23 protein-coding genes are annotated in these 23,591 nt (G+C 67.8%); 10 read left to right on the plus strand and 13 right to left on the minus strand.

Annotated features, from left to right (window positions below; all coding sequences use genetic code 11):
- Positions 1–161 precede the first annotated feature (161 nt).
- Positions 162–695, plus strand: coding sequence for an isochorismatase family protein (locus F1D05_RS29280; RefSeq protein ID WP_185443635.1), 534 nt, complete (start codon positions 162–164; stop codon positions 693–695).
- Positions 696–702: 7 nt separating this feature from the next.
- Here the strand turns inward: F1D05_RS29280 and F1D05_RS29285 are convergent, their stop codons facing one another.
- The 3 genes from F1D05_RS29285 to tyrS all read right to left on the minus strand — a co-directional run bounded on the left by F1D05_RS29285 (position 703) and on the right by tyrS (position 2,990).
- Positions 703–1,530 (minus strand): NAD(P)H-binding protein, encoded by an 828-nt coding sequence (locus F1D05_RS29285; protein ID WP_185443636.1) that lies wholly within the window; start codon positions 1,528–1,530, stop codon positions 703–705.
- Positions 1,527–1,718 (minus strand): hypothetical protein, encoded by a 192-nt coding sequence (locus tag F1D05_RS29290; protein ID WP_185443637.1) that lies wholly within the window; start codon positions 1,716–1,718, stop codon positions 1,527–1,529. The genes F1D05_RS29285 and F1D05_RS29290 overlap by 4 nt, the downstream gene beginning before the upstream one ends.
- 66 nt (positions 1,719–1,784) lie before the next feature.
- Positions 1,785–2,990, minus strand: coding sequence for a tyrosine--tRNA ligase (tyrS, locus tag F1D05_RS29295; RefSeq protein WP_185443638.1), 1,206 nt, complete (start codon positions 2,988–2,990; stop codon positions 1,785–1,787).
- A gap of 261 nt (positions 2,991–3,251) precedes the next feature.
- Here tyrS and idi point away from each other — a divergent pair, with 261 nt between their 5' ends.
- Both idi and F1D05_RS29305 read left to right on the plus strand, forming a co-directional pair.
- Positions 3,252–3,836, plus strand: coding sequence for an isopentenyl-diphosphate Delta-isomerase (gene idi, locus F1D05_RS29300; RefSeq protein WP_185443639.1), 585 nt, complete (start codon positions 3,252–3,254; stop codon positions 3,834–3,836).
- Between the two features lie 9 nt (positions 3,837–3,845).
- Positions 3,846–4,748: a GNAT family N-acetyltransferase gene (locus F1D05_RS29305; protein ID WP_185443640.1), complete on the plus strand. Its 903-nt coding sequence runs from the start codon at positions 3,846–3,848 to the stop codon at positions 4,746–4,748.
- Between the two features lie 45 nt (positions 4,749–4,793).
- Here the strand turns inward: F1D05_RS29305 and F1D05_RS29310 are convergent, their stop codons facing one another.
- The 6 genes from F1D05_RS29310 to F1D05_RS29335 all read right to left on the minus strand — a co-directional run bounded on the left by F1D05_RS29310 (position 4,794) and on the right by F1D05_RS29335 (position 11,880).
- Positions 4,794–5,795, minus strand: a complete 1,002-nt coding sequence (locus F1D05_RS29310) for a 2-dehydropantoate 2-reductase (RefSeq protein ID WP_185443641.1) — start codon at positions 5,793–5,795, stop codon at positions 4,794–4,796.
- A 372-nt stretch (positions 5,796–6,167) separates the two neighbouring features.
- Positions 6,168–7,127 (minus strand): ABC transporter permease, encoded by a 960-nt coding sequence (locus F1D05_RS29315; protein ID WP_185443642.1) that lies wholly within the window; start codon positions 7,125–7,127, stop codon positions 6,168–6,170.
- Between the two features lie 12 nt (positions 7,128–7,139).
- Positions 7,140–8,066, minus strand: a complete 927-nt coding sequence (locus F1D05_RS29320) for an ABC transporter permease (protein ID WP_185443643.1) — start codon at positions 8,064–8,066, stop codon at positions 7,140–7,142.
- Positions 8,063–9,094, minus strand: coding sequence for an ABC transporter ATP-binding protein (locus tag F1D05_RS29325; protein WP_185443644.1), 1,032 nt, complete (start codon positions 9,092–9,094; stop codon positions 8,063–8,065). Before F1D05_RS29325 ends, F1D05_RS29320 begins: the two co-directional genes overlap by 4 nt.
- Positions 9,091–10,083 (minus strand): ABC transporter ATP-binding protein, encoded by a 993-nt coding sequence (locus F1D05_RS29330; RefSeq protein ID WP_185443645.1) that lies wholly within the window; start codon positions 10,081–10,083, stop codon positions 9,091–9,093. The genes F1D05_RS29325 and F1D05_RS29330 overlap by 4 nt, the downstream gene beginning before the upstream one ends.
- 3 nt (positions 10,084–10,086) lie before the next feature.
- Positions 10,087–11,880, minus strand: a complete 1,794-nt coding sequence (locus F1D05_RS29335; RefSeq protein WP_185443646.1) for an ABC transporter substrate-binding protein — start codon at positions 11,878–11,880, stop codon at positions 10,087–10,089.
- Positions 11,881–12,046: 166 nt separating this feature from the next.
- Between F1D05_RS29335 and F1D05_RS29340 the strand changes: the two genes are divergently transcribed.
- From F1D05_RS29340 to F1D05_RS29355, 4 genes are all read left to right on the plus strand, one after another.
- Positions 12,047–12,730: a response regulator transcription factor gene (locus tag F1D05_RS29340; RefSeq protein ID WP_185443647.1), complete on the plus strand. Its 684-nt coding sequence runs from the start codon at positions 12,047–12,049 to the stop codon at positions 12,728–12,730.
- Positions 12,731–12,732: 2 nt separating this feature from the next.
- A complete protein-coding gene (locus F1D05_RS29345) occupies positions 12,733–13,215 on the plus strand; it encodes a hypothetical protein (protein ID WP_185443648.1) in 483 nt (160 codons plus the stop codon).
- The gene (locus tag F1D05_RS29350) at positions 13,112–14,146 is read left to right on the plus strand and encodes a HAMP domain-containing sensor histidine kinase (protein WP_185443649.1); all 1,035 of its coding nucleotides are present in this window, start codon (positions 13,112–13,114) and stop codon (positions 14,144–14,146) included. Before F1D05_RS29345 ends, F1D05_RS29350 begins: the two co-directional genes overlap by 104 nt.
- 154 nt (positions 14,147–14,300) lie before the next feature.
- Entirely contained in the window at positions 14,301–15,899 is a 1,599-nt protein-coding gene (locus F1D05_RS29355; protein ID WP_185443650.1) for an ABC-F family ATP-binding cassette domain-containing protein, read from the plus strand.
- Positions 15,900–15,954: 55 nt separating this feature from the next.
- Here F1D05_RS29355 and F1D05_RS29360 read toward each other — a convergent pair whose 3' ends face one another.
- Entirely contained in the window at positions 15,955–16,785 is an 831-nt protein-coding gene (locus F1D05_RS29360) for an alpha/beta hydrolase family protein (RefSeq protein WP_185443651.1), read from the minus strand.
- 98 nt (positions 16,786–16,883) lie between these two features.
- On the opposite strand from F1D05_RS29360, the gene F1D05_RS29365 reads away from it, so the two are divergent.
- The gene (locus F1D05_RS29365; RefSeq protein ID WP_185443652.1) at positions 16,884–17,435 is read left to right on the plus strand and encodes a CGNR zinc finger domain-containing protein; all 552 of its coding nucleotides are present in this window, start codon (positions 16,884–16,886) and stop codon (positions 17,433–17,435) included.
- Positions 17,436–17,445: 10 nt separating this feature from the next.
- Here F1D05_RS29365 and F1D05_RS29370 read toward each other — a convergent pair whose 3' ends face one another.
- The gene (locus F1D05_RS29370) at positions 17,446–18,234 is read right to left on the minus strand and encodes an AraC family transcriptional regulator (protein WP_185443653.1); all 789 of its coding nucleotides are present in this window, start codon (positions 18,232–18,234) and stop codon (positions 17,446–17,448) included.
- 64 nt (positions 18,235–18,298) lie between these two features.
- Here F1D05_RS29370 and F1D05_RS29375 point away from each other — a divergent pair, with 64 nt between their 5' ends.
- A complete protein-coding gene (locus tag F1D05_RS29375) occupies positions 18,299–18,865 on the plus strand; it encodes a GNAT family N-acetyltransferase (RefSeq protein WP_246486079.1) in 567 nt (188 codons plus the stop codon).
- Here F1D05_RS29375 and F1D05_RS29380 read toward each other — a convergent pair.
- Both F1D05_RS29380 and F1D05_RS41140 read right to left on the minus strand, forming a co-directional pair.
- Complete coding sequence (locus tag F1D05_RS29380) at positions 18,819–19,793, minus strand: cation diffusion facilitator family transporter (protein WP_185443654.1); 975 nt, start codon at positions 19,791–19,793, stop codon at positions 18,819–18,821. The two genes, F1D05_RS29375 and F1D05_RS29380, sit on opposite strands and share 47 nt — an antisense overlap.
- Entirely contained in the window at positions 19,793–19,972 is a 180-nt protein-coding gene (locus tag F1D05_RS41140; RefSeq protein ID WP_246486977.1) for a hypothetical protein, read from the minus strand. The genes F1D05_RS29380 and F1D05_RS41140 overlap by 1 nt, the downstream gene beginning before the upstream one ends.
- A 399-nt stretch (positions 19,973–20,371) precedes the next feature.
- Here F1D05_RS41140 and F1D05_RS29390 point away from each other — a divergent pair, with 399 nt between their 5' ends.
- The gene (locus F1D05_RS29390) at positions 20,372–23,587 is read left to right on the plus strand and encodes a hypothetical protein (protein ID WP_185443655.1); all 3,216 of its coding nucleotides are present in this window, start codon (positions 20,372–20,374) and stop codon (positions 23,585–23,587) included.
- Positions 23,588–23,591 lie beyond the last annotated feature (4 nt).

A 23,591-nucleotide genomic window follows, 5' to 3' on the forward strand; every position in this document is an offset into this window, starting at 1 on the left:
GACCCCGGTGCCCCGACGGCGAACGAACTCCCACCCGATCCCGGCGGGCGAAGGACTACTGCCACGCAGCCGAAGCCGCTACCGCCAACGCGGCACAGGACAAAACACCCGAGACCAACTTATCCAGCGAACTTCAGAAACAGGGCACTAGGGTCGGGACCATGACCACCCCTGTCCTGGAACCCCGTCGTACCGCGTTGATCCTGATCGACTTGATGCCGCGCATCATCGCCCTGGACACCGCTCCGCTGTCCGGGCCGGAGGTGCTCGAGCGATGCGTCGCGCTGGCCAAGGCGACCAGGGCCGTCGGCGGGCTGGTCGTCAACGTCCGGGTCGAGCGGCCGAACGTCGAGGTCCAGCCCGACGGCAGCGGGCTCGCGCCCGAGCTCGACCCGCAGCCGGGTGACGTCGAGCTCGTGAAGCGCACGGTCGGCGCGTTCCACCAGACAGGCCTGGACGACGTGCTGCGCTCGCACGGCGTCGAGACCGTTGTCCTCGGCGGCATCGCGACCAATTTCGGGGTCGAGTCCACCGGCCGGGTCGCGGACGAGCACGGCTATCGCACGATCTACGTCACCGACGCGATGACCGGCCTGGACGCGCACGCCCACGAGTTCGCCGTCTCGTACGTCTTCCCCCGCTTCGGCGAGACCTGCACCGGCACGGAGTACGTCGCGGCATTGAGCCAGCCTTAGGGCGCGATCACCAGAACAGGCCCGTGTTCTCCCGGACCCATTCCTGCAAGGTTCGCGGGGGATGCCCGGTCACCGTTTCGACGGCGTCGGTGACCGTCGTCTCGTCAACGTTGCCGTCGGCAAAGAATCCCTCGATCGCGCTCGCATAAGTCGCCGGCATCGAGGCGAACAACTCCTCGTGCGACTCGGCCCGGCTCAACTCACGCGCCACCAGCGTCCGGCCGAGAGCCTGACCGACGATTTCCAGCTGCTCGGCAGGCTTCAACGCGACCGGCCCGCTCAGCCGGTACGCCGTACCCGAGTGTCCGTCGCCGGTCAGAGCCCGGACCGCGACGTCCGCGATGTCGCGCGGGTGGATCGTCGAGATCGGTACGTCGGGGAACTGGACCCGAACCACGTCGCCCGCACGCAACTGGTCCAGCCAGCGCAGGGTGTTGGACATGAAGGTGTTCGGTCGCAGGAAGGTCCACTCCAACCCGGACGCGATCACCGCGGCCTCGGTGGCGAGGTGGTAGGCGGCGACCGCGTTGTCGGTGGATTTGCCGACGACCGAACTGCTCGACAACACAGCGACCCGTCGTACGCCGGCCTGGACCGCCTTCGCCAGCAGCTCGTCGACCCGGTCGTATCCGCTCAGCAGGAAGAGTCCGGTCACGCCCGCGAGTGAGTCGGCGAACGTGTCCGGCTGGTTGAGATCGCCGTACACAGGCTCGATCCCGGCCGGCAGCTCCATCGGCTTACGAACCAAGGCCCGTCCGGCAAGTCCCTCGGCCGCCAGCGATGCGACCACCGCACCACCCGCGTTACCACTCGCTCCGGTCACCAGAATCGTCACAGAATCCCTTTCGTCGCCCTGATCGCAGCACGGACCTCGCTGGTCGGGTCGTCCTCGTGGTAGACCCGCTCACTGGTCTCGATGTTGTCCAGGAAGCGCTGATAGGTGACCGCGCCGAGGAGCCGGGCCGACCACCTTCTTGGTCTCTTCCACCTCGCCAGTGTGGAGACCCGACTCCGTCCCGCCAACCGGATTTCCGCCCTCGCCCTCTCCGCGCCGTGGGGATTCGGGTTGGGTCCGGGGATTCGGTTCGCTCAGGTGGGTGGGGTGAGGCGGTGCCAGGTCCGGCGGCCGGAGCGGAGGGTGGCGGGCGTGCTGAGGTCGACGAGCTCTTCCGGGTCAGTCTTCTTCGCCCCACCGACCGAGACCGCGCCCTGCTGGATCAGCCGGCGCAGTTCCGAGTTGCTGTCCGCCGGGCGCGCCAGCCTCAGGAGCTGGATCAAGCTCGCCGGAGTGCGGCCGACCGGAACTTCCGGGATGTCGGTCGGCTCCTCGCGATGAGTGAAGGTGTTCAGGAAGGCGTCCTGTTCCGTCCGGGCGGCGCCGGCGCCGTGGTAGCGAGTGACGACCGCCGAAGCCAGCCGGAGCTTGGCGTCGCGGGCAGGCGGACCGCCTTGCGCGGCGGCATCGGCAAGAGCGGCGACAGCGTCCAGGGGAAGTTCGGTGTAGACGCGGGCGTACACCTCGACGAGCGAGTCGGGCAGGCTCATCAGCTTGCCGAACTTGTCCCGTGGGGTGTCCGTCAGGGCGACGAAGTTGTTGAGCGACTTCGATTGCTTCGGCCCACCGTCCAGGCCAGGGGTGATCGTGCTGGTGATCACCACCTGCGGCGGTATCCCGAGGCGTTGCTGGAACTGCCGGCCCATCTGCTCGTTGAACAATTGGTCCGTTCCCACGATGGTGAGGTCGCTGCCGACGGCGAAACTGTCGTAGCCCTGCAGTACCGGGTAGATCAGCTCATGCAGCCCGATCTCGCGGCCTTCGGCGATCCGGGTCCGGAACATGTCCCTAGCCATCAGTTGCGCGTGCGTGACCTGGCTGAACAATCCGAGCAGGGTCGCGGTGTCCATCGCGTCGTACCACTCGGAGTTCCGGCGTACTTCGAAGACGTCGGGTGAGGTCCGTAGTACCAGCCCGACTTGTTCGGTGAAAGCGGCCGCGTTGGCGTCGATCTCGGCCGGCGTGAGCACCGGGCGGGTCTCGGAGCGGCCGGTGGGATCGCCGATCCGGGTGGTCAGGTCGCCGAGCAGGAAGACGACCTGATGACCCAGATCCTGCAACTGCCGCATCATCCACAGGTTCACGGCGTGCCCGAGATGCAGGAACGGCGCGGTGCAGTCGACGCCGTACTTGATCCGCAACGGCCGGTCGGAAGCGAGTCGCTGAAGCAGGTCGGCCTCGCCGATGATGCTGTCCGTCGTACGCCGCAGTCTTTCCAGCACAGCGGAGGTGTCGGTCATGACAAGGAGCTCCTCAACAGAAGGAGACAGCCCAGTAGGTGCCTCCGGCAACGGAAAAGGCAGGAACCGGAGTGGTTCCTGCCTTGGAGGCTCTGGGGTGGGGCGCGACTGTCGCGGTACTACGAAGTGCCGGCTCTTCCCAGAGCCGGTCGATACCGCGCGAGTCGCTCGATCACGCGAGGAGGTTAGCAGTTCCCGGTCCGGCCGGCCATCGCCTATTTCGCGGGCGGTCCGGCCAGGGCGGCTACGCTCGGTCAGGTGATGACGGAGAAGGTGGTCTTGGTCGATGAGGCCGGGCGGGCGATCGGGACCCAGGACAAGGCGACGGTCCACCACGCCGAGACGCCGTTGCACCTTGCTTTCTCCAGCTACGTCTTCGACGACCGGGGCCGGGTTCTGCTGACTCGGCGGGCCCACTCGAAGAAGACCTGGCCGGGGGTCTGGACGAACAGCTGCTGCGGTCACCCGCTCCCCGGCGAGCCGATCGAAGCCGCCGTACGCCGTCGGCTGGCGGACGAGCTCGGGCTGGTTCCGGCGACGGTCGAGTTGGTGCTGCCCAGGTTCCGGTATCGGGCTGAGATGCCCGACGGGGTCGTGGAGAACGAGCTCTGTCCGGTCTTCCGGGTCACCTGCAGTGGTGATCCGACGCCCGATCCGGCCGAGGTCGCGGCGTACAAATGGGTGGACTGGCCGGTCGGCGACGTTCATAGTGGGCTCGAGGCAGCGCTGCGGGCCGCTCTCTCGCCTTGGTGCGTGTTGCAGGCGCAGGAGCTGTCGCGACTCGGCGCTGGGCCGGCGGAATGGCCGGTGGCTGATCCGGCACTGCTGCCGCCGGCGGCACAGTAGGGGGCAGAGATGAACGAGGTACTGATCCGCGAGGCCACGACGGACGCGGACTACGACCAGTGGCGTGAGATCCGGATCGCGGCTCTTCCGCACGAGCGGTGCCCTAGCGCGGCCGAGCTGCGGGACCTCGACAAGCCGGGGCGGCTGATGCTGCTGGCCGAGTGGGACGGGAAGGTCGTCGGCCACGGGCTGTCGGACCAGTCGAACGAGACCGGTCGCGCGGCTGTCGTACCGCGGGTCCGTCCGGACGCGCGCCGGCAGGGCATCGGTACGGCACTGCTGCTGGCGCTGGCAGAGCATGCCGTTGCCCAAGGCTACGATCGTGCCGGCTGCACGGTGGACGACGCCGGATCTGTGGTCTTCGCCGAGAGGTTCGGTTTCGCCGAGGTGAGTCGTCAGGTCGAGCAGGTCCGCCCGATCGGGGCCGAGCCCTGGCCGGCGCCGCCCACCGGCTACGAGGTGGTCACCGTGGCCGAGCGGCCGGACCTCTGGCCGCTCGCCTACCACCAGGTCGCAGTCACGACCTTCCCGGACATGGACGTCCCCAGTCTCCTCAACGTCTCCGAGCACGCCTGGGCGACGGAGTGGATGACGGACCCGGAGTCGATGTTCGTGGCCGTCGCCGGCGACGAGGTGATCGGCGTCGCCGGTCTGCTGCTCGATCCGGACAAACCGGAACGCGCCGAGGTCGCCTACACCGGCGTACGCCGGGAATGGCGCGGCCAGTCGGTCGCCTCGACCCTCAAGCGCACGAGCATGGCCTGGGCCGCCGAGCACGGGATCACCGAGATCTACACGTGGACGCAGCACGGCAACGCGAACATGCGGCGCCTCAACGAGCACCTCGGCTTCACCTACGGCATCACCAGCATCGACGTCCGCAGCCCCCTCCCACTCACCGCGCCGAACTGAAGCCTGTCCGGTGAAGGCCGTTGGACTCCGACTGCCTGGGCAGGGTCAGCCGGCCCGGGTCAGCTCCTCGAGCAGTTCCGGACCCGACCAGGCCCTCCGCGGACCCACCTCGGCGGCACGGATCAGCTCGACCAGCTTCGCGTTGACCGGCGCCTCGCGGCCAAGGGATTCGGCCAGCCGGACGACCTCGCCGTTGATGTAGTCGATCTCCGTACGCCGGCCGGCCACCAGGTCCTCCCACATCGAGGTCCGGGCCAGCGGGTCGATCGCCAGGGTCTTGCTCGCCAGGCGTTTGTAGATGAAATCGGGCAGCCGGAGCAACATCGGGAAGCGGTGGGGCGGGATCACCATCAACTGAGCCGGCTTGATCCCCTCAATCGTCAGCAGGGCAAGCGTTTCGGCCTGCGCGGCGGCCAGGCAGCGCCGGAACGCCCGCTGGGACAGCTCGTCTCGCAACGGCACGTCCGCCAGCGCGTTGATCGGATTGTTCAAGTTCAGCAGGAGCTTCGCCCACTGCACCGGCAGGATGTCGGCGTGCTGCGTGAGCGGCAGACCGGCCGTCGCAAACCCTTCCACGTACGGCGTGAGCGCGGCGTGCCGCTGGACGTCCAACCCTCCCGAGGTGCCCTGGTGGAAAGCGCCACCACCACGGTTGAGCACGTTGAACGGCACCATGCCGGACAACACCACCTGATCCGGCAGCCGCTCGCGCAGGATGTCGCCGTTACGGATGCCGTTCTGGAAGCTGACCACCACCGCACCCGGCTTCAGCGCTCCGGCCAACTCATCGGCCGCCGTCGGCGTTCCGGCAGACTTCACCGTCACCAGAACCAGATCCGCATCCGCCACGGCAGCCGGCTCGGTCTCGAACGGGACATCTCGGACACTCAGCTCCGCGCCCAGGTAGTCAGTGAGGTGCAACCCGTGCTCCGCGAGCTCGTCGCCCATCCGCCGCCGGCCGATCAGCGTCACCGGCGTACCGGTCGCGGCCAGCCGCCCGCCGACATAACATCCGATCCCGCCGGCTCCATAGACCGCGATCCTCACCCGCACATCCCCCTCGGTCGAAAGTCGCCGGAACCCCGCCCGACAGTACGTCAAGCGCCGGCTGGATCGTGTTCTTCACGGCCCGGATGGCTTGGAGTTCCACCGGTACTCCCGCTGATCACCACGCCAGGAGCGCCACTCACCATGCCAGGAGCGCCACCGGCGATCCTCCGTGCTTGATCCTTCGGGCGGTCGGCTGGGGGCGCTGGCCGACGAGAGCGTCGCGCCGGCGTTGGTTCATCGATACCCCTCCCGTCGATGGACCGTCGCCGTGCGGTTCGAGACTCTCGTCGGCCTGCCCCCCGTGGGCTACCTGAACCGCCGGCGGGTCCAGGCAGCCGGCCGGCGTGGTGGCACCGGCCGGCTGGACCATCAGTGCAGCCGGACCCGCGGATCGAGGACGGCGTACACGACGTCGACCAGGATGTTCGCGATCACCACGGCCGCCGAGGCGAACAGGACGATCCCGATGATCACCGGCAGGTCCTGCTGGTTGATCGCGGTCACCGCGGTCTTGCCCAGCCCAGGAAGGCTGAACACGGTCTCGGTGACGACCACGCCACCGATCAGCTGGCCGAGGTCGATCCCGAACTGGGTGACCACCGGCGTCAGCGCGCTGCGCAGCCCGTGCCGCACGATCACCCGGCTCTCCCGGATGCCCTTCGACCGCGCGGTACGGATGTAGTCCTCGCCGAGCACGTCCAGCATCGAGCCGCGCGTCAACCGCGTATAGGTTGCTGCTAGCAACAATGCCAGTGCGAGCCACGGCAGTACGAGGTGCTGCACCCAAGCACCCAGGCCCTGGGTGAAACCGCTGTACCCGCCGGCGGGGAACCAGGTGTAGCCGGCCAGCGTGAGCCGGAAGTACAGGAAGTACAGCAGCAGCAGGCCGAGCAGGAATGACGGGAACGAGTAGAAGAACAGCGCGAACAGCGTGAGTCCGCGATCGGCCAGCGAGCGTGGATGCACCGCGGAGATCACCCCGTTGAACACGCCGAGCAGCAACCACAGGACCGAGGCGCCGAGGGCGAGCGACACCGTCACCGGCAGCGCCTGCCCGATGATCGTCGTCACCGCGACCTGGTGGTAGTAGTCGTAGCCGAGGTTGCCCTGGACGGCGTTCTCGATGAAGTGCAGGTACTGCTTCCAGATCGGCAGGTCCAGCCCGAGCCGGTGGTTGATCAGCGCGATCGTCTCCGGCGTCGCCTGCCGGCCGGCCAGGGTCTGTGCGACGTTGCTAGGGGCAACGAAGAACAGGCCGAAGACGGCGAGTGTGATCAGCCAGAGCACGAGTATGCCGTGGCCGAGGCGGCGGAGCAGGAACAGAGCCATGGGACACCTTCCTCAGCGCAGTCGGTCGGCTCGTGGATCGAAGGCGTCCCGGACGCCGTCGCCGAACAGGTTGAACGCGAGCGTCGTGGTCAGCAGCGCGATACCGGGGAAGAGGATGAACCACCACGCGGTCGTGTAGTAGTTCTGCGACGAGCTGATCATCCCGCCCCAGTCCGCCGTCGGTGGCGGCAGTCCGAGCCCGAGGAACGACAGCGTCGCCTGGGTGACGATCACGACCGGGATCAGCAGGGTGGTGTAGACGATCACCGGCGCCAGCACGTTCGGCAGGACGTCGACGAACATGATCCGGGTGTCGCCGGCACCGAGCGACCGGGCCGCCTCGACGAACTCGCGTTCGCGCAGCGAGAGCACCTGGCCGCGGACGATCCGGGCCACCGAGGCCCAGCTGAAGAACCCGATCACCATCACCGTGACGGTCAGACTGGGGCCGGTGATGGACACCAGTGCGATCGCGACGAGCAGGAACGGCACCGACAGTACGACGTCGATCAGCCGGGCGAGGATGGTATCGACGATGCCACCGAGGAACCCCGCCGCCAGGCCGAGTACGACGCCGATGACGACCGTGATGGCGGTCGCGAATACTCCGACCAGCAGTGAGATCCGGGCGCCGTACGCGATCCGGACCAGGATGTCGCGGCCGAGATCGTCGGTGCCGAACCAGAACGTGCCGTTCGGCCCGCGCGGCAGCCCGTCCGGGGTCAGTCCGATGTCGCGGTACTGCTCGTTCGGCGGATGCCCGGTGATCGCGGCGAAGGCCGGCGCGAACACCGCCATCAACACGATCAGGATGATCACCGCGAGCGAGATCATCGCCACCTTGTCCCGGCGCAGCCTCCGGATCGCGAGCACGAACGGGCTGCGCCCTTCGATCGCCTTGGCCGGTACGGCGTCGAGCACTTCCGCAACGGCGGTCATGATGCTTTCAAATCCGGTACCGCGGTGGACAGGTCCTCGCCCGGCCGCAACGGGAAATAGCACGCGATCTCGTGTTCGGCGTGCTCGGCCGCGATCGGCTCCAGCACCGGTTCGGCGCCGGCGCACTCGGTCCGGGCCTTCGGGCACCGGGTATGGAACCGGCAGCCGGACGGCGGATTCGTCGCGGACGGGATGTCGCCGACCAGGATGATCCGCTCCCGGCTGTCGGCCGTGTCCGGATCGCTGACCGGGAGGGCGGACAGCAACGCCCGGGTGTACGGATGCCGGGTCTGCTCGAACAGTTCCTCGGTCGGCGAGATCTCGACGATCTTGCCCAGGTACATCACCGCGATCCGGTCGCTGACGTGCCGGACCACCGACAGGTCGTGCGAGATGAACACGTAGGTGAGGTCGAACTCGTGCTGCAGATCGGCCAGCAGGTTGATGATCTGTGCCTGGATCGAGACGTCCAGTGCGGAGACCGGCTCGTCGCAGATCACCAGCTTCGGTCGCAGTGCCAGCGCCCGGGCGACCCCGATCCGCTGCCGCTGCCCACCGGAGAACTCGGCCGGGAACCTGTTGTAGTGCTCGGGATTCAGCCCGACCAGCTCCATCAGTTCCTGCACCTTCTTCTTCCGTTCGGTCCCCGACGAGATGCCGTGGCCATACTCTTTGCGATGGATGGCGAACGGGTCGCCGATGATCGAGCCGACCCGGCGGCGCGGGTTCAGGGAGCCGTACGGGTCCTGGAAGATCATCTGGATCTCACGGCGCAACGGGCGCATCTCCCGCCGGGACAACCCGGTCAGCTCGGTCCCGTCGAACCAGACCGCGCCCGCCGTCACGTCGTACAGGTGAGCCATGCAGCGGGCCAGCGTCGACTTGCCGCAGCCGGTCTCGCCTACCAGGCCGAGGGTCTCGCCCCGCTTCACCTCCAGCGAGACCCCGTCGACCGCACGGACCACTTCTCTGCGCTGGGTCGGGAACTCCTTGCGGACGTCCTGGACCCGCAGTAACGGCTCGGTCATGAAGCCACCGCCTCATTCGCGTCATGGTTCAGGAAGCAGGCCGACTGGTGCCGCGGATCATCGAAGACATCGGTCAACGGTGGTGTCTCGACCCGGCAGCGATCGAAGACGTGCGGGCACCGGGCGGCGAACGGGCACCCTTCCGCCAGCGTGATCAGGCTCGGCGGCGTCCCCGGGATCGGGGTCAGCCGCTTGCCGCTCCGGGCCGGCAACGAGGCCAGCAGGCCTTGCGTATAAGGGTGATGGTTGCGGTAGAAGATGTCCCGCCGGGGCGCCTTCTCCATCGCGGCACCGGCGTACATCACGATCACCTCGTCGGACATCTCGGCGACCACGCCGAGGTCGTGGGTGATCAGGATGATCGCCGTGCCGAACTCCTCCTGGAGCCGGCGCATCACCGTCAGCACCTGCGCCTGCACGGTCACGTCCAGCGCCGTCGTCGGCTCGTCCGCGATCAGCAGCGCCGGGTCGAGTGCCATCGCCATCGCGATCATCACCCGTTGCCGCATCCCGCCGGAGAACTGGTGCGGATAGTCGTCCAGCCGGTCGGACGCCCGCGGGATCCCGACCAGGGTGAGCAGTTCCGCGGCCCGGCGGCGGGCCGCCTGCTTGGAGATCTGCCGGTCGTGCGCCTGGATCATCTCCACGATCTGCCAGCCGATCCGGTAGTGCGGATGCAGGCTGGACAGTGGGTCCTGGAAGATCATCGCGATCTCGGCCCCGCGGAGCCGCCGCAGGGTGGCGGCATCCGCGGTGATCAGGTCCGTGCCGTCGAAGACCGCCGAGCCGGTGATGGTGGCGCCACGGGTCAGACCGGTGATGGTCTGGGTGGCGACGCTCTTGCCGGAACCGGATTCGCCCACGACGGCCAGCGTCTGGCCGCGCTCGATGCTGAACGACAGCCCCCGGACGGCGCGGACGATGCCGTCCGGGGTGTCGAACGAGACCCGGAGGTCCCGGACGTCGAGCAGGGCTCCTGAAGACGCCACCGGTCAGCTCTGCTTGCCCTTGGCCAGCCAGACGTTCGTCGGATCGAACGACTGCAGCGACGGGACGTAGACCGCGTTGTTCACCTGTTCGGCGTGGTAGTTGGCCTGCTTGTTGTTGGTCAGCGGGAAGAACGCCGCGTTCGCCATCACCCGCTGGTCCGCCTTGGCCCACAGCGGTGCGGCCAGGTCCGCGCTCGGGGCCGCGATCGCTTCCTTGATCAGCGTGTTCGTCTCCGCGTCGTTGTAGAGACCGAAGTTGCTGCCGACCGGCGGGAACGACGGCTCACCCGAGAAGAGCGGGTTGAAGAACGACACCGCGGCGTTGCCGTACCAGTCGGCTCCCCAGCCGGCCAGTGACAGATCCCAGACCCCCCGCTGCGCGACGCTCGGCACCTGCAGGTACTTCACGTAGAAGTCGGCGTTGGGCGACGGTACGCCGACCACGGTGATGCCGACCTTGGACAGGTCCTGCTGGATCGTCTGGAAGCCCTTGCTGCTGCCCTCGGACGCGTTGCGGTACAGGAACTTCAGCGTCAGGTGCGGCACGCCGGCCTCGGCGAGCAACTGCTTGGCCTTGTCCGGGTTGTACGGGTACGGATCGTTCGGCTGCGAGCCGACGATGACGTCCGGCAGTACGTGAGTCAACGGCGGGTTGATGGTCGGGCCGCCGAGGACCTGGATGATGTGGTCGCGGTTGATCGCGTAGCTCAGCGCCTGCCGGACCTTGGGGTTGGTCAGCGCCTTGTTGTTGTTCGGCGACGCGGTGTTGTAGATGACGTACGGGTTGGATCCCGCGGTGTCGCCGATGTTCAGCTTGGGGTCCTTCTTGGCCTTCAGCGCAGGAAGCTGCGAAGGCGGCGGAGCGACGTCCCATTCCATGTCGGCGCTCTGCGTACCGGTCTGCAGTTGCTGCTGGACCGATTCCTGGCTGACCGTCTCGTTCACCACGATCTTGTCGACGTACGCCTTGCGGACCGGGTCGGTGGACGCGTTCCAGGCCGGGTTGCGGGAGTAGTTGATCGACTTCGTCGGAACCCACGAGTCGACCTTGTACGGGCCGTCGGACGGGTAGTTGTTGCCGAGCTCGGTGCTGGCCGGCAGGTACTTGAGCGACTCGACCGGGGCCGGCGAGAAGGCCGGCAGCGTGAGCATGCCGACGAAGTACGACGCGGAGTGGGTCAGGTGGAAGACCACGGTGGTCTCGTCCTTGGCCTCCACGCCCGGCAGCGGCGTCTTGTCGATGTAGTCCTGGATCGCGGCCGGCGTCTTGGCCACCTTGGCGAAGCCGCTCGCGAAGGACTGGAAGCCGACGATCAGATCGGCGTAGTCGGGGATGCCGCCGAACGGCTGGACCGGGTTCGCGGTCCGCTTGAGGCCACGGACCAGGTCGGCCGCCGTCACCTGGCGGGACGGGGTGGTGCTCCACTTGGCGCCCGGCCGGATCTTGATCGTGTAGGTCTTGCCGTCCGCGCTGATGCCGCCGTTCGCGGCGGTCGGGAGGTCGGTGGCCAGATCCGCGACCGGATCGGTGTTCTTGCCGCCCGGATCGGCCGGATAGGTGAACAACTGACGGCTCCACATCCGCAGGTTCAGGTAACCGACGGAGTAATAGCTGATGTTCGGATCCATGTAGTCGACGTCACCGGCCCCCAGCAGGTTGAGGGTGCCGCCGCTGACCGCGTCGCCGCCTGTGCTCGGGGTGCCGCCGGGCGGGGTGGCGCCGTTGCTGTTGCAAGCCGCCAGCGTGATCGTCAGCGCTGCGACTATGGTGGCCGTCGCGAGCCGTCTTGCTGCCATTGGTCCTCCTCCGGAACTCGGTACGGCCGAAAGTAGGACCGGGCGAGGGGGACGGTGGGGCAGTCACGGAACCGTCAAGGTTTTGTCATCGGGCCCGCGCCGCAAGATGACGAATTCATGACGGAAGTCACCTGCCGGTCGCCCTCCGGCGAGCCACACTGGTGACGTGGCACACAGCTTGCTGTTGGTGGACGACGAGCCCCGGATCCGGCGGGTACTGCGACTTGCCCTGGAGGACGAGGGGTACGACGTGGCTGAGGCGGCGAACGGGCTGGATGCGCTGGCCGCGCTGCGCCGTGAGCCGCCCGACGTGGTGCTGCTCGATCTGATGCTGCCGGACCGGGACGGCTTCACGGTCTGCCGCGAGATCCGGCGTACGAGTGATGTACCGGTGATCATGGTGACCGCCCGGGCCGACAGCCACGACGTGGTCGCCGGGCTCGAGGCGGGCGCGGACGACTACGTGACGAAGCCGCTGGTCGCGAAGGAGTTGTCCGCCCGGATCCGGGCCCTGCTCCGCCGGGTCGAGCCTGCCAGTACGCCGCAATCCGACACCTTCGTCGTCGGCGAACTGGAGATCCACGTCGCGGCGGCCGAGGTGATCCGCGACGGCGGGGTGCTGCCGCTGACCCGGACCGAATTCAAGTTGCTGGTCGAGCTCGCCGGTGCGGAGGGCAAGGTGTGCAGCCGGGAGCACCTGCTGTCCAAGGTCTGGGGCTACGGGTACTTCGGTGACAGCCGGATCGTCGACGTCCATATCCGCCGGCTACGGCTGAAGATCGAGCGGGACCCGGCCGGCCCGAAGCACCTCGTCACCGCGCGCGGCCTCGGCTATCGACTGGTGAGCTGACCTTGCGGCGGCGGTTCGGCCTGCGCGACCGGGTGATGCTGGCGTACGGCCTGCTCGCCCTCGGGCTCTCGACGGGGCTCGCGCTGGTCACCTTCAACGTGGTGGCGAACTACCTCACCGACCAGCGGGAATCGTCCGCGGTGGTGGAGACCCTGGACAACCAGGTGGCCTTGGACTACGGGCTTTTCGGCACCACGTCCAACTGCCTGCCGATCCGGACCCGCGGCGAGACCGAGTGCAGCAGCATCGTCGTCCGGGCCAACGTGAACGTGATCAATCTGCTGTACTCGTTGCCGGCCCGCCGACTCGGCGACCTCGATGGTGTATTTCGACGGCCACTGGTACTCCGCTGCCGGGCGGCCCGAAGACCTCCCCGCGGACATGGTGACGGCGGTCCGGTTCGGCGACGTCGAGCAGCATCGCCGGATCGAGGTCGGCGGCCAGCAGGTGCTCGCGGTCGGCGTACCGATGGCCCGGCAGGGTGAGGCGTTCTTCGAGTGGCACCCGTTGTCGAACCTGGACAACACCCTGCGGAAGTTGAAGGTCGCGCTCATCATCGCCGCGGTGATCACCGGCCTGCTCGGCCTGGCGGTCGGCCGGCTCGCCAGTACGGTCGCGTTGCGGCCGCTGGCCAAGCTGACCCAGGTCGCGGCGGCGGTGGCCCGCGGGCGGCTCGATGCGCGACTGCAGGCCGAGGACGACCCGGACCTCGGCGGGCTGGCGCGGTCGTTCAACCAGACCGCCGCGACGCTGGAGCAGCGGGTGATCGCCGATGCCCGGTTCGCCGGTGACATCAGCCATGAGCTGCGGACGCCGCTGATGACGATGCTCAACTCGATGCAGCTGATCCAGAACCATCGCACCGAACTGCCCGCCACCGTGCGGGAACCGGTCGACCTGCTGGGCGACGACCTGGAGCGGTTCCGCCGGCTGGTGATCGACCTGCTGGAGATCTCCCGCGACGACGGGGGCGACCAGGGCAGCCGGGAGATCGTCCGGATCGCCGACCTGGTCCGGGCGGCCGCCGATGCCGCGGGAGGTCGCGAGCTCACGACGGTGTCGCATGACGCGGAAGGGATGACTTTCCAGGCGGACAAGCGCCGGCTCGAACGGGTGATCGCCAACCTGGTCGAGAACGCCGAGTACCACGCCGGTGGCTGCAAAGGTGTGCTGGTCCAGGCCGGTGGGCTCGGCGTCATCGTGTACGTCGACGACGCGGGCCCCGGCGTACCGGTCGCGGATCGCGAGCGCATCTTCGAGCGGTTCGGCCGGAGCGAGGACAACCGCCGGGGTATCGGCCTGGGGCTGGCGATCGTGGCCCGGCACGTCGAATGGCACCACGGGACGATCCGGGTCAAGGACCGTCCGGAGGGTGGCGCCCGCTTCATCGTCGAGCTGCCCGCCAAAACCAGCTGACCCCCACCAACGCCTTCCTTCCGGCCCTAAATCCTTTTTGGATTTTTGCTGTTGCCCCTACCCTTGGGGCATGGCTACTTGCCTCTGTGTCTAGCTGCGCGACCCGCTTCCGTGCCTGAAGTGCGTCCAGCAGTAGTCACAGAGAGTAACCACCATGATCACCGCTCGCGGTGTCGACCTGCGCGTCGGCGCTCAGCTTCTGCTTTCCGACCTGTCCTTCCACATCAGCCCTGGCGACCGCATCGGTCTGGTCGGGCGGAACGGTGCAGGCAAGACCACCTTGATGCGCGCCCTGGCCGGCGAGACCCGTGCGGCCGTCGGCTCCATCGCGATCACCGGTTCCGTCGGTTACCTGCCGCAGGACCCGCGCGCGGCCGATCCCGCGCTCACCGTCACGGCCCGGATTCTGTCCGCCCGCGGCTTGGACCTCGTAGTACAGCGCCTTCGTAAGGCCGAGGCGGCGATGAGTACCGCCACCGGTGAAGCGCAGGAGCGTGCGATGGCGGCGTACGCGCGGGCGGAGACCGAGTTCCAGGCCGGCGGTGGCTATGCGGTCGAGGCCGAGGCGGCGCGACTTGCTGCCGGAGTCGGGCTGCCTACCCGCGCTCTGGAGCAGCCGGTCGGCCAACTGTCCGGCGGCCAGCGTCGCCGGGTCGAACTGGCCCGGATCCTGTTCGCTGATCACGGCACGTTGCTGCTCGACGAGCCGACCAACCACCTCGATGCGGATTCGGTCGTCTGGCTGCGGTCGTTCCTGCTCGGATACCAGGGCGGTCTGGTCGTCATCAGCCACGACCGGGAGTTGCTCGCGGCCACTGTCAACCGGGTGTTCCACCTGGATCCGCAGCGGGTCACGATCGACATCCACAACACGGGCTGGAAGAAGTACCTGGCTCAGCTCGACACCGACGAGCGTCGCCGTGCGCGAGAACGCAGTACGGCGGAACGTAAGGCGTCAGTCCTCCACGCGCAGGCGGACAAGATGCGGGCGGGCGCAAGCACGGCTGTTGCCGCCCGCAACATGGCTCGCCGCGCAGACAAGCTGCTGTCCGACCTGGAGCCCGTACGGCGTGCGTCGCGCGTGGCCCGGATCCGCCTGCCCGAGCCAGTGCCGTCCGGGCGTACTCCGCTGAGCGCGAGCGGCCTGACCAAGTCGTACGGCGGGTTGCAGGTGCTGAATGGGGTTGACCTGACCGTCGACCGGGGGAGCCGGTTGGTCATCCTGGGGCTCAATGGTGCCGGGAAGACCACGCTCCTGCGGGTCCTTGCCGGCCATGAGCAGGCCGACTCGGGTCAGGTCGTACACGGTCATGGACTGCGGCTGGGCTACTTCGCGCAGGAGCACGACACGCTTGACCTGGCCGGCACAGTCCGGCAGAACCTGGCTACTGCGGCTCCGCGGTTGACCGACGGCGAAGTACGGAATGTCCTTGGCTCGTTCCTCTTCAGCGGCGACGACGCGGACAAGCCTGCCGCCGTGCTGTCCGGCGGCGAGAAGACACGCCTGGCGTTGGCAGGCCTCGTCCACTCAGGAGCAAACGTGCTCCTCCTCGACGAACCCACCAACAACCTGGACCCGGCTTCGCGTGATGAGGTTTTGGGTGCTGTCAGCAACTACCCAGGCGCGTTGGTGATGGTCACCCACGACGAGGGCGCCATCGAAGCCCTCCACCCCGACCGAGTCCTCATCCTCCCCGACGCAACCGAAGACCTCTGGACAGACGACTACCTCTCCCTGGTCTCCCTCGCCTAACCCCCGCCGCGGCCCCTGCTCTTGTGGTGGTCTGGCAGGGGCCGCGGGGCTTGGGTTAGCGCAGGCCGAGTTCTGTGTTGACCCAGGCGAGGCGGTCGTCCTTGGCCGGCTGGTTGAGGAAATGGTCGGCTGTCTCGTAGAGAGACACCTTGGCTGTGGGTTTGGCGGCGCTGAAAGCAGCCCGGACCTCGGGGGTGACGAAGATGTCGCGGCCGGCCCATTGGAAGTACACGTCGTGGGCCTTGCTCACGTTGTCGACCGGGTCGAGTCCGGCGAAAACCTTGCGGTAGGCAACGGTTTGGTCGGCGGGGAGGCCGAGCCAGAACGTGTCGAACCAGTTCGCCCAAGTGGCGTCGCCGGCCATGAACACCATCGCGTGCACGCGTTTGCGCAGCAGGGACGCGTACATCGCGCCGTAGTCGTGCCCGATCACGGCCGTCCGGCGCTCGTCGACGCCGTCCTGCCGGAGCAGGGTCCCGTACGCCGCTTCGACGGCGGCCAACTGGTTGGTCACCTTCGTCCGGTCCGACTTGTCGCCGACCGGATCGCCCTCCCACGGGAAGGTGAGCTGAGGCAGTACGGCGACGGCGCCCTTCCCGGCGAGCGCGATCGCTTCGGAGAGGAACTCCGTGCGGTTCTGCGTCGATGCCGGCGGCTCGAACCAGTGCAGGTAAAGCGCTCCGGCCAGGTGGTTGTGGTGCTTCGCAGGCCTGACCAGGTACGCCGTGACGGGTGCCTGTCCTGGGACGGGGATCTGGATGTCCGTCACCACCACCGGCTCCGGAGCCCGCTGCTTCGACGCGCTCTGTACCGCGCTCGACCCGCCGGCCGCCGTGACGCCCAGGACCAACGCCCCGACGACCGTCGCGATCAGAAATCTCTTCATCGCCCACCCCTTTGACTATCATCTACTAAAATGCTTTAACAACTGATGACGGTAGAGCCGGGTAGGCCTGATGGTCAAGACGGGGGAGGATGTGCGGGATGAGCAGAGTGCCGGCCGCCGATTCCTTGCTGGCCTTCGTGCTGGACTTCTGCAACACCTATGACTTGCTGGAGGATCCGCCGGACCGGCTGAGCATCCCGCTCGTCGATCGGGTCGCCGAGCGGCACGGCGTACCGGGCTTCGGCCTACGCGCCGCCGACCTGGAGCCAGTGCGGGTGGTGCGCAATGAGCTGTACGGCGTGTTCGCGGCGGAATCGCCGGCGGCGCAGGTCGAGATCCTCAACCGCCTGTTGAGCACGTACGGCGCTGTACCGCGACTCGTCATCGGATCCGGCGCCTCGCTGAGTGGCGACGGCGTACGGGTGGCGGCGACAGGCGGAGACAGTCCGGTGGCGCGGCTCGCGGTGGCGGCGGCCGATGCGCTCGCCCGGGCGGTCGCGGACGGCTCGGCAGACCGACTGCGGACCTGCTTGGGCGATCCCTGCCGGTGTGTGTACGTCGACCGGACCAAGGCGAACCGGCAGCGCTACTGCTGCGAGCTATGTAACGACCGGATGGCCTCAGCCGCCTACCGCCGCCGCAACCGCTGAGCCCGGGGCACTAGCTGCTTCGGTGGCGGCCTGGGGTGGTGCCGATGATGGCGGTGAAGGCCGTGATGAAGCTGCTGGGGTTCGCCCATCCGCAGGCGTGAGCGACGTGGGTGGTGTCGTGGCCTTCGGCGAGCAGGACGAGCGCGTGACCGATCCGCAGTTGGGTGCGCCATTCGTAGAAGGTCATACCGAGTTCGCCACTGAACAGGCGGCTGAGCGTGCGGCTACTGGCTCCGACCGCCTGCCCGAGTCCGGCCAGTGAGGTGTTGTCCGCCGGGTCGTCGTACAGCAATCGTGCAACGGCGCGCAGCCGGTCGTCCTGCGGATCTGGTAGCTGCAGTGGCTGCTCGTGCGCCTCGTCGAGTTCATCCACGAGGACCCGGCAGAGGCGGGTGCGAGCGGCACGGTCGTAGTCCGGTACGGCGGGGTCGTAGCTTCGTGGACCCGTCAAGGCGAGAAGGACTTCGCGGGCGAGGCCGGAGGCCGTGAACACGGTCGGCCGGGCAGGAACCAGCCGGGCAAGGGAGGGCGGCAGGAACACGATGCGCATGTCGGTCTGGCCGTGAGCGCGGTGCTGGTGCGGAAAGCCGGCCGGGGTCCAGGCAACGCGATTGGCGGGAACGATCGAGGTGCCACGTTCGGTATGAACAGACAGCACGCCACTGGCCGCGTAAACGAGGTGCCCGCGCGCATGGGTCCGCAGCGAACTCGTCCCACCCGACGGCCAGAGGTGCGCCCCGCCGGATGGCCAGATGCGCGACGCCGGGCGCGATGGGGGATCCTGGCGGCCAACGGGCATAATCCGGCACTCTATCGGCGACCCGCCACGGCGTAGGTGAGCAGGCGGGTGGCAGGATGTTCGGGTGTCATTTTCGATGCGGGTTCGGCGGGGTGGGCGGGCGGATGTGCCCGCGGTGTTGGGGTTGCTGGACGGGGCGACCGAGTGGCTGGTCGCGCGGGGTCGGGCTGATCAGTGGGGTACTGAGCCGCATTCGACCAACCCGCGGCGGATCGAGCAGATCACCGGATTCGCTGAGGACGGCGGCCTGTGGATCGCCGAAGCCGAGGACCCGGACGCAGCAGGATCCAGCGCCGATGCCCAGCGGAGCGGCGTACAGGTTGTCGGGGCGTTGGCGGTGGGGGAGGCGCTGTCGTATGTGCCGGCCGCGACCGAGCCTGAGTTGTACGTGCGGCTGCTCGTGACTGATCGCCGGCTGGTCGGCCAGGGGATCGGCACGCAACTGCTGGACCATGCGCGACTGCTCGCCCGAGCAACTGGGGCCGGACTGTTGCGGGTGGACTGTTTCGCCGGCGGAGATGGTGCCTTGATCCGGTACTACGAGAAGCAGGGCTTCACGCGCGCCGAGCAGTTCGCAGTACCGGTCAATGACTCGGAATGGCTTGGTCAGGTTCTGATTCAGCGGTTGTGATCGGGCGGTGGTACGTCCCGTGCGCGTCGCTGCAGTGCGCTGTCTCATCGTCGGCAGAGGCGTGGTCCACCTGAAGCGTCGAGTGCGTCAGGTGGTGCCGCTCCGCCAGCAGCGTCTCGAGCTGACCGCGGATCAGGTGGCAGTCCAGCCCCTCCTGGACCAGGATGTGCGCGGACGCTGCCGGCTCGCCTGAAGTGATCTCCCAGACATGCAGGTCGTGGATCTCGATCACGCCCGGTACTGCGCACAGCTCAGCGCCAAGCGCCTGCGGGTCGATCCGGGACGGCGCGGCTTCGAGGAAGATCCGGCCGGAGTCGCGGACCAGGCCGATCCCGGCCTTCAACATCAGTACTGCGACCACCAGCGCGGCGATCGAGTCGGCGCGGGCGAAGCCGGTCAGCAGCACGACGAGCCCGGCGATGGCGGTCGCGACAAAGGCGAACAGGTCGTTCAGGATGTGCTGGAAAGCGCCCTCGACGTTGAGGCTGGTCCGATTCGCCTTGCTGATCAGCCAACTGGCGAAGAGGTTGACCACGATGCCGACGACACCGGTGATCAGCACCAACACACCCTCGACCTCGGGCGGATGGATCATCCGGGCGACCGACTCGTACAAGAAGAAGGCCGCGAGCAGCAGCAGTGTGATGCCGTTGGCCTGCGCCGACAGGATCTCGACCCGCTTCAGCCCGTACGTGAACCCTCCGGCCGGCGGCCGTGCCGACAATCGGATCGCGATCAGTGCAAGGGCGATCGCGGCGGCATCGGTGAGCATGTGCGCGGCGTCGGTGATCAGCGCCAGCGATCCGGCCGCGAAACCGACGATCACCTCGGCGGCCATGAACGCGAGAATCAGCGCCAGCGCACCGCTCAGCAACCGCCGATCAGCCTCCGCGCTGACACCGTGCCCGTGACCGTGTCCGGCGCCCATCAGTGCCGCTCCGGGTGGATGGCGTCGGTGTGTTCGGTGTGCGCGACGGCGAGGTCGACGAGCATCCGGACGTGCGCGTCGTCGAGCCGGTAGTAGGCCATCCGGCCGTCGCGACGGACCACGACGACACGATGGGCGCGGAGCAGCCGGAGTGCGTGGGAGGTGGCGGACTCGCTCATCCCCGTCACGGCCCGCGAGGTCGCAGACGCAGAGTTCGCCGTCCAGCAGCGCGACCAGCAACTTCAGCCGCCGCGGATCACCGAGCAGGCCGAACACATCCGCCGTGTCGACGATGTCCTGCTCCGAAGGCATCCTGGCATGGACGGCAGCCACCCGCTCGGGATCGACCAGCCGCACGTTGCACTCGTCGATCACCGCTGCAGCTTGCACATCTGCAGAACTCTTCATATATCTCACAGTAGCGTACGCCGCGGAGGCGAAGGAGTTCTGCGGCGTACCACGGCAGGTTGAAGGCCGTGGCCGCAAGTAGACCCCCGCCATCTGTCACCAGGAACTACTGACTGTAACGATGTGCGCTCCGGAGCGATGTAGCAGGCAGGGGAATCCGGGAGGCGACCGTGACCACTGCTACGCCACCGACAATCGACGCACTGGCAACCGACGAGCCGGCGATCGAAGTACGGCCGCCTGAGCCGCCACCGGTGCCCGCACCGGAGCCGGCCGACTTGCGAACGGTCGGCGCCTTCCTGGCCGTCCTGCTCGTGCTCTGGTTGGCGATGAACGAGATCAGCCTGCTGTCGGCCGGATTCCTGGCCACCGACGGAACCTCCTGGTCCTTCGGCGGGATGTCCGGCCCGAAGGACGGCGCCAGGATCGCCCAGTGGAACAGCATCCTGACCCCCGACCAACTGCCCTACTGGAAAGAACTACTGCGCGACTACCTGGTCCTGGACTTCCTGTTCATCGCCACCTACACGATCGCGCTCTACCGCCTCGTCCCCAACCGCCCCCGGGTCTGGTACGCCGTCTTCCTCCTGCCACTTTTCGACCTCGCAGAGAACATCGTCACCGGCGTACTGCGAAGCAAGCGCTGCGCCGATCTCGACTGCGTGCCTGACGGTCTGGTCAACGGATTGACCTGGTTCACGGCGTTGAAGTGGCTGGCAGTCGTAGCACTGGTGGTGCTCGGCCTCGTCAAACTCCAGGACCAGCCGCTGCGGCGGATCGGGCGAGCCCTGTACCTCCAGCGGTTCAGCCTGCTCGCGTTCCTGCCGATCGCGGCCATGTCCATCGTGCCGGGCAGCAGCGTGCTCGACCAACTGCCCGATGTCCAACGCCGCTGGCTGGACGAAGGGCCTGGCCTGCGCCATGCCGCGATCGCGGGATGCGTCTACCTTGTCCTTCTCCTGACGATCTTCCTGCTGGGCAGACTCCGCAGCGACTGGGCGCTCCGGCGGGTGCGCGGCCTTGACCTCTGGCCGTTCTACGACGGTCCGGGGATAACGAACGAACGCCACTACGACTCCCGGCTGTGGAAGATCGGTCCGCTGCTGCTCCCGGCCCTTGCCTTGGTGCTTTGGCTGGCCGACTGGGGCACGGTGTTCTTGGTCCGACTGGTGATCTTCTGCGCCATTCCGCTGCTGGTGGTGGCGCTTTCGCGGTGGCGACGGGGCAAGAATGGACGGCAGCCGCGGCCGCTGCGACCTGTCTACCCCGAATATCCCTCGTATGTGATGGCCACCGGAGACGCGATCGCGGTGGCCTCGGTGTCGCTGGGCGGCCTGGGCATGATCCGCGCGTTCTCCGGGCTGACGGCCCTCGATCTCGTCGACCTGGTCCCGCCGCCGCACGTGCGTCCGCTGATCGCGTTGCTCATCGGTGCCGTGCTGGCTGTCGGACCTTGGTTCGCGGCCGGCCCGGTCCTGCGGATGATCGCCCGCTGGGACAGCGAGAGTGGTGTCCGGGGGAGAATCGGCCGCTTCCTCACCCCGGGCAAGAACAGCCAGGAGAACAACTCGGGGATCAACATCGAGCCGATCACCTGGCTGCGGTTCGTGCTGCTGCTGATCTCGGTGGTCACCTTCCTCCTGCTGGCTGCGTTCCCTCGGCCATTCGGGAACACCCTAGGGGTGCTCGCGGCGGCGATCCTGGCGCTCAGCGTCCTGGTCATAATGCTCGGCGTGATGGTGGTCTACGCGCAGGACCGGCAACCGCCTGATCTCTTCCAGTGGGGGCCCGAGCGGCTGCGAACGCGCTCGACTCCGATCATCACCCTGCTCGTCCTCGCGCTGTTGCTGACCGGACTGGCCGGTGGGAAGAACGACATCCACCCGGTCACCGCCCGCGGAACCGTTCCGGAGCGGCCGACCATGGAGCAAGCGTTCGAGGCCTGGGTGGCCCAGGACGATGGCTGCAGCATTCGGCTGGCAGACACCGGCCGACCGGGTGAGCTTTCGTTGCGCCCGATGCTGATGCTGGCCGCGGAGGGTGGCGGCATCCGTGCCGCCTACTGGACCGCGGCGACGCTGGGACAGATCGGTGCCGCCGGCGCAGGTTGTGGCGGGCATTCCACGCTGTTCTCGGCGGGCGCGAGCGGCGGCGCGCTGGGGCTGAGTCTGGGGAGATTCACCACCGACCCGGCGGCCGCCGCCAAGTCCATCTCCGGTCACCAGGCGCTGGGTGCTGCCATGATCTCGTTGCTGTCCGGTGATCTGCTGGCGACCAGTGCCGGCCTGCGGTTCGATGCCGGTTCTCCGTACCGTGATCCCAAGAACCAGCCGCTGGACCGGGCCGGGCTGATGGAGACCTCGTGGGAAAAGATCCTCCCGGAGCTCCGGACGCCGTTCCTCGCCGCGGACAGCACCACCGCGGCCCGTGATGGCGCGAAAACCGTGACCGGACAGCTCGTCCTCAACTCGACGGTGGTCCGCGACGGCTGCGTCGCCCTGGTGAGCCAGGTGGATCTCAGCGCAGGATCCCGGTCTGCCAGCGGCACACCGGTCTGTGGGTCCGAGGAGGCGGGATCGCACAATTTCGACTTCTTCGGCTTCTACGGCCGGGGCAGCAACGATGACGAGAAGCACTGTGTCGGCAACCTCCCCGCGCTGGCCGGCACCATGCTGGCGAACCGCTTCCCGTACGTCACGCCATCCGGTACTGCGGCCCGCTGCCGCGGTCTCGACCCGGCTCAGCTGGTCGACGGCGGATACACCGACAACACCGGACTGGGTACCGTCGTCGACCTCGCGCCACACTGGAACAAGCTGGTCAAGGACCACAACGATCAGGTCGCCAAGGACGGCCACGGGGAGTTCGTCGTACCGATGGTCGTCTACATCGAGAACGGAACAGGACCCGACTTCAGTACCGGCAACAAGGAGCCGATGTACGACTCCCGCGTCAAGCCAGGCACCGGTACGAAGTGGCCGTCGGACCTTCCCTTCGTACCCCGGACGGTCGTGCCTCTGGTCCCTGAGTTGGTGGTGCCGCCGGTCACGATCTTTCTTACTGCGAAGGGAGACACCACCAACAGCCCCCAGCTGCTCTCGGAGGCCTCGCGGAGGTTGGCTCCGGAGTCGCTCTGCACGTCGTCGCCGCTCTGCGACCGGTTACGGGCGCAGAAGCAGTTGCCGAACAACGTGTTCGTCGTGCATCAGAGTAGGCAGCCGTCGCTGTCCGCGCCGCTGGGGTGGGTGTTGTCCGAGACCAGTCAGAGCGATCTGAACGGTGACCTGGCGATGCAGGCCGAGGACGGCTGCTCGGATTCGGACTGCGGATATCCGACCCTGCGCAACCTCGTCGACATCCTCAAGCCGCCACTCCCGAAGCCCTGATGGC

This window comes from Kribbella qitaiheensis, from assembly GCF_014217565.1.
GTDB lineage: Bacteria > Actinomycetota > Actinomycetes > Propionibacteriales > Kribbellaceae > Kribbella > Kribbella qitaiheensis_A.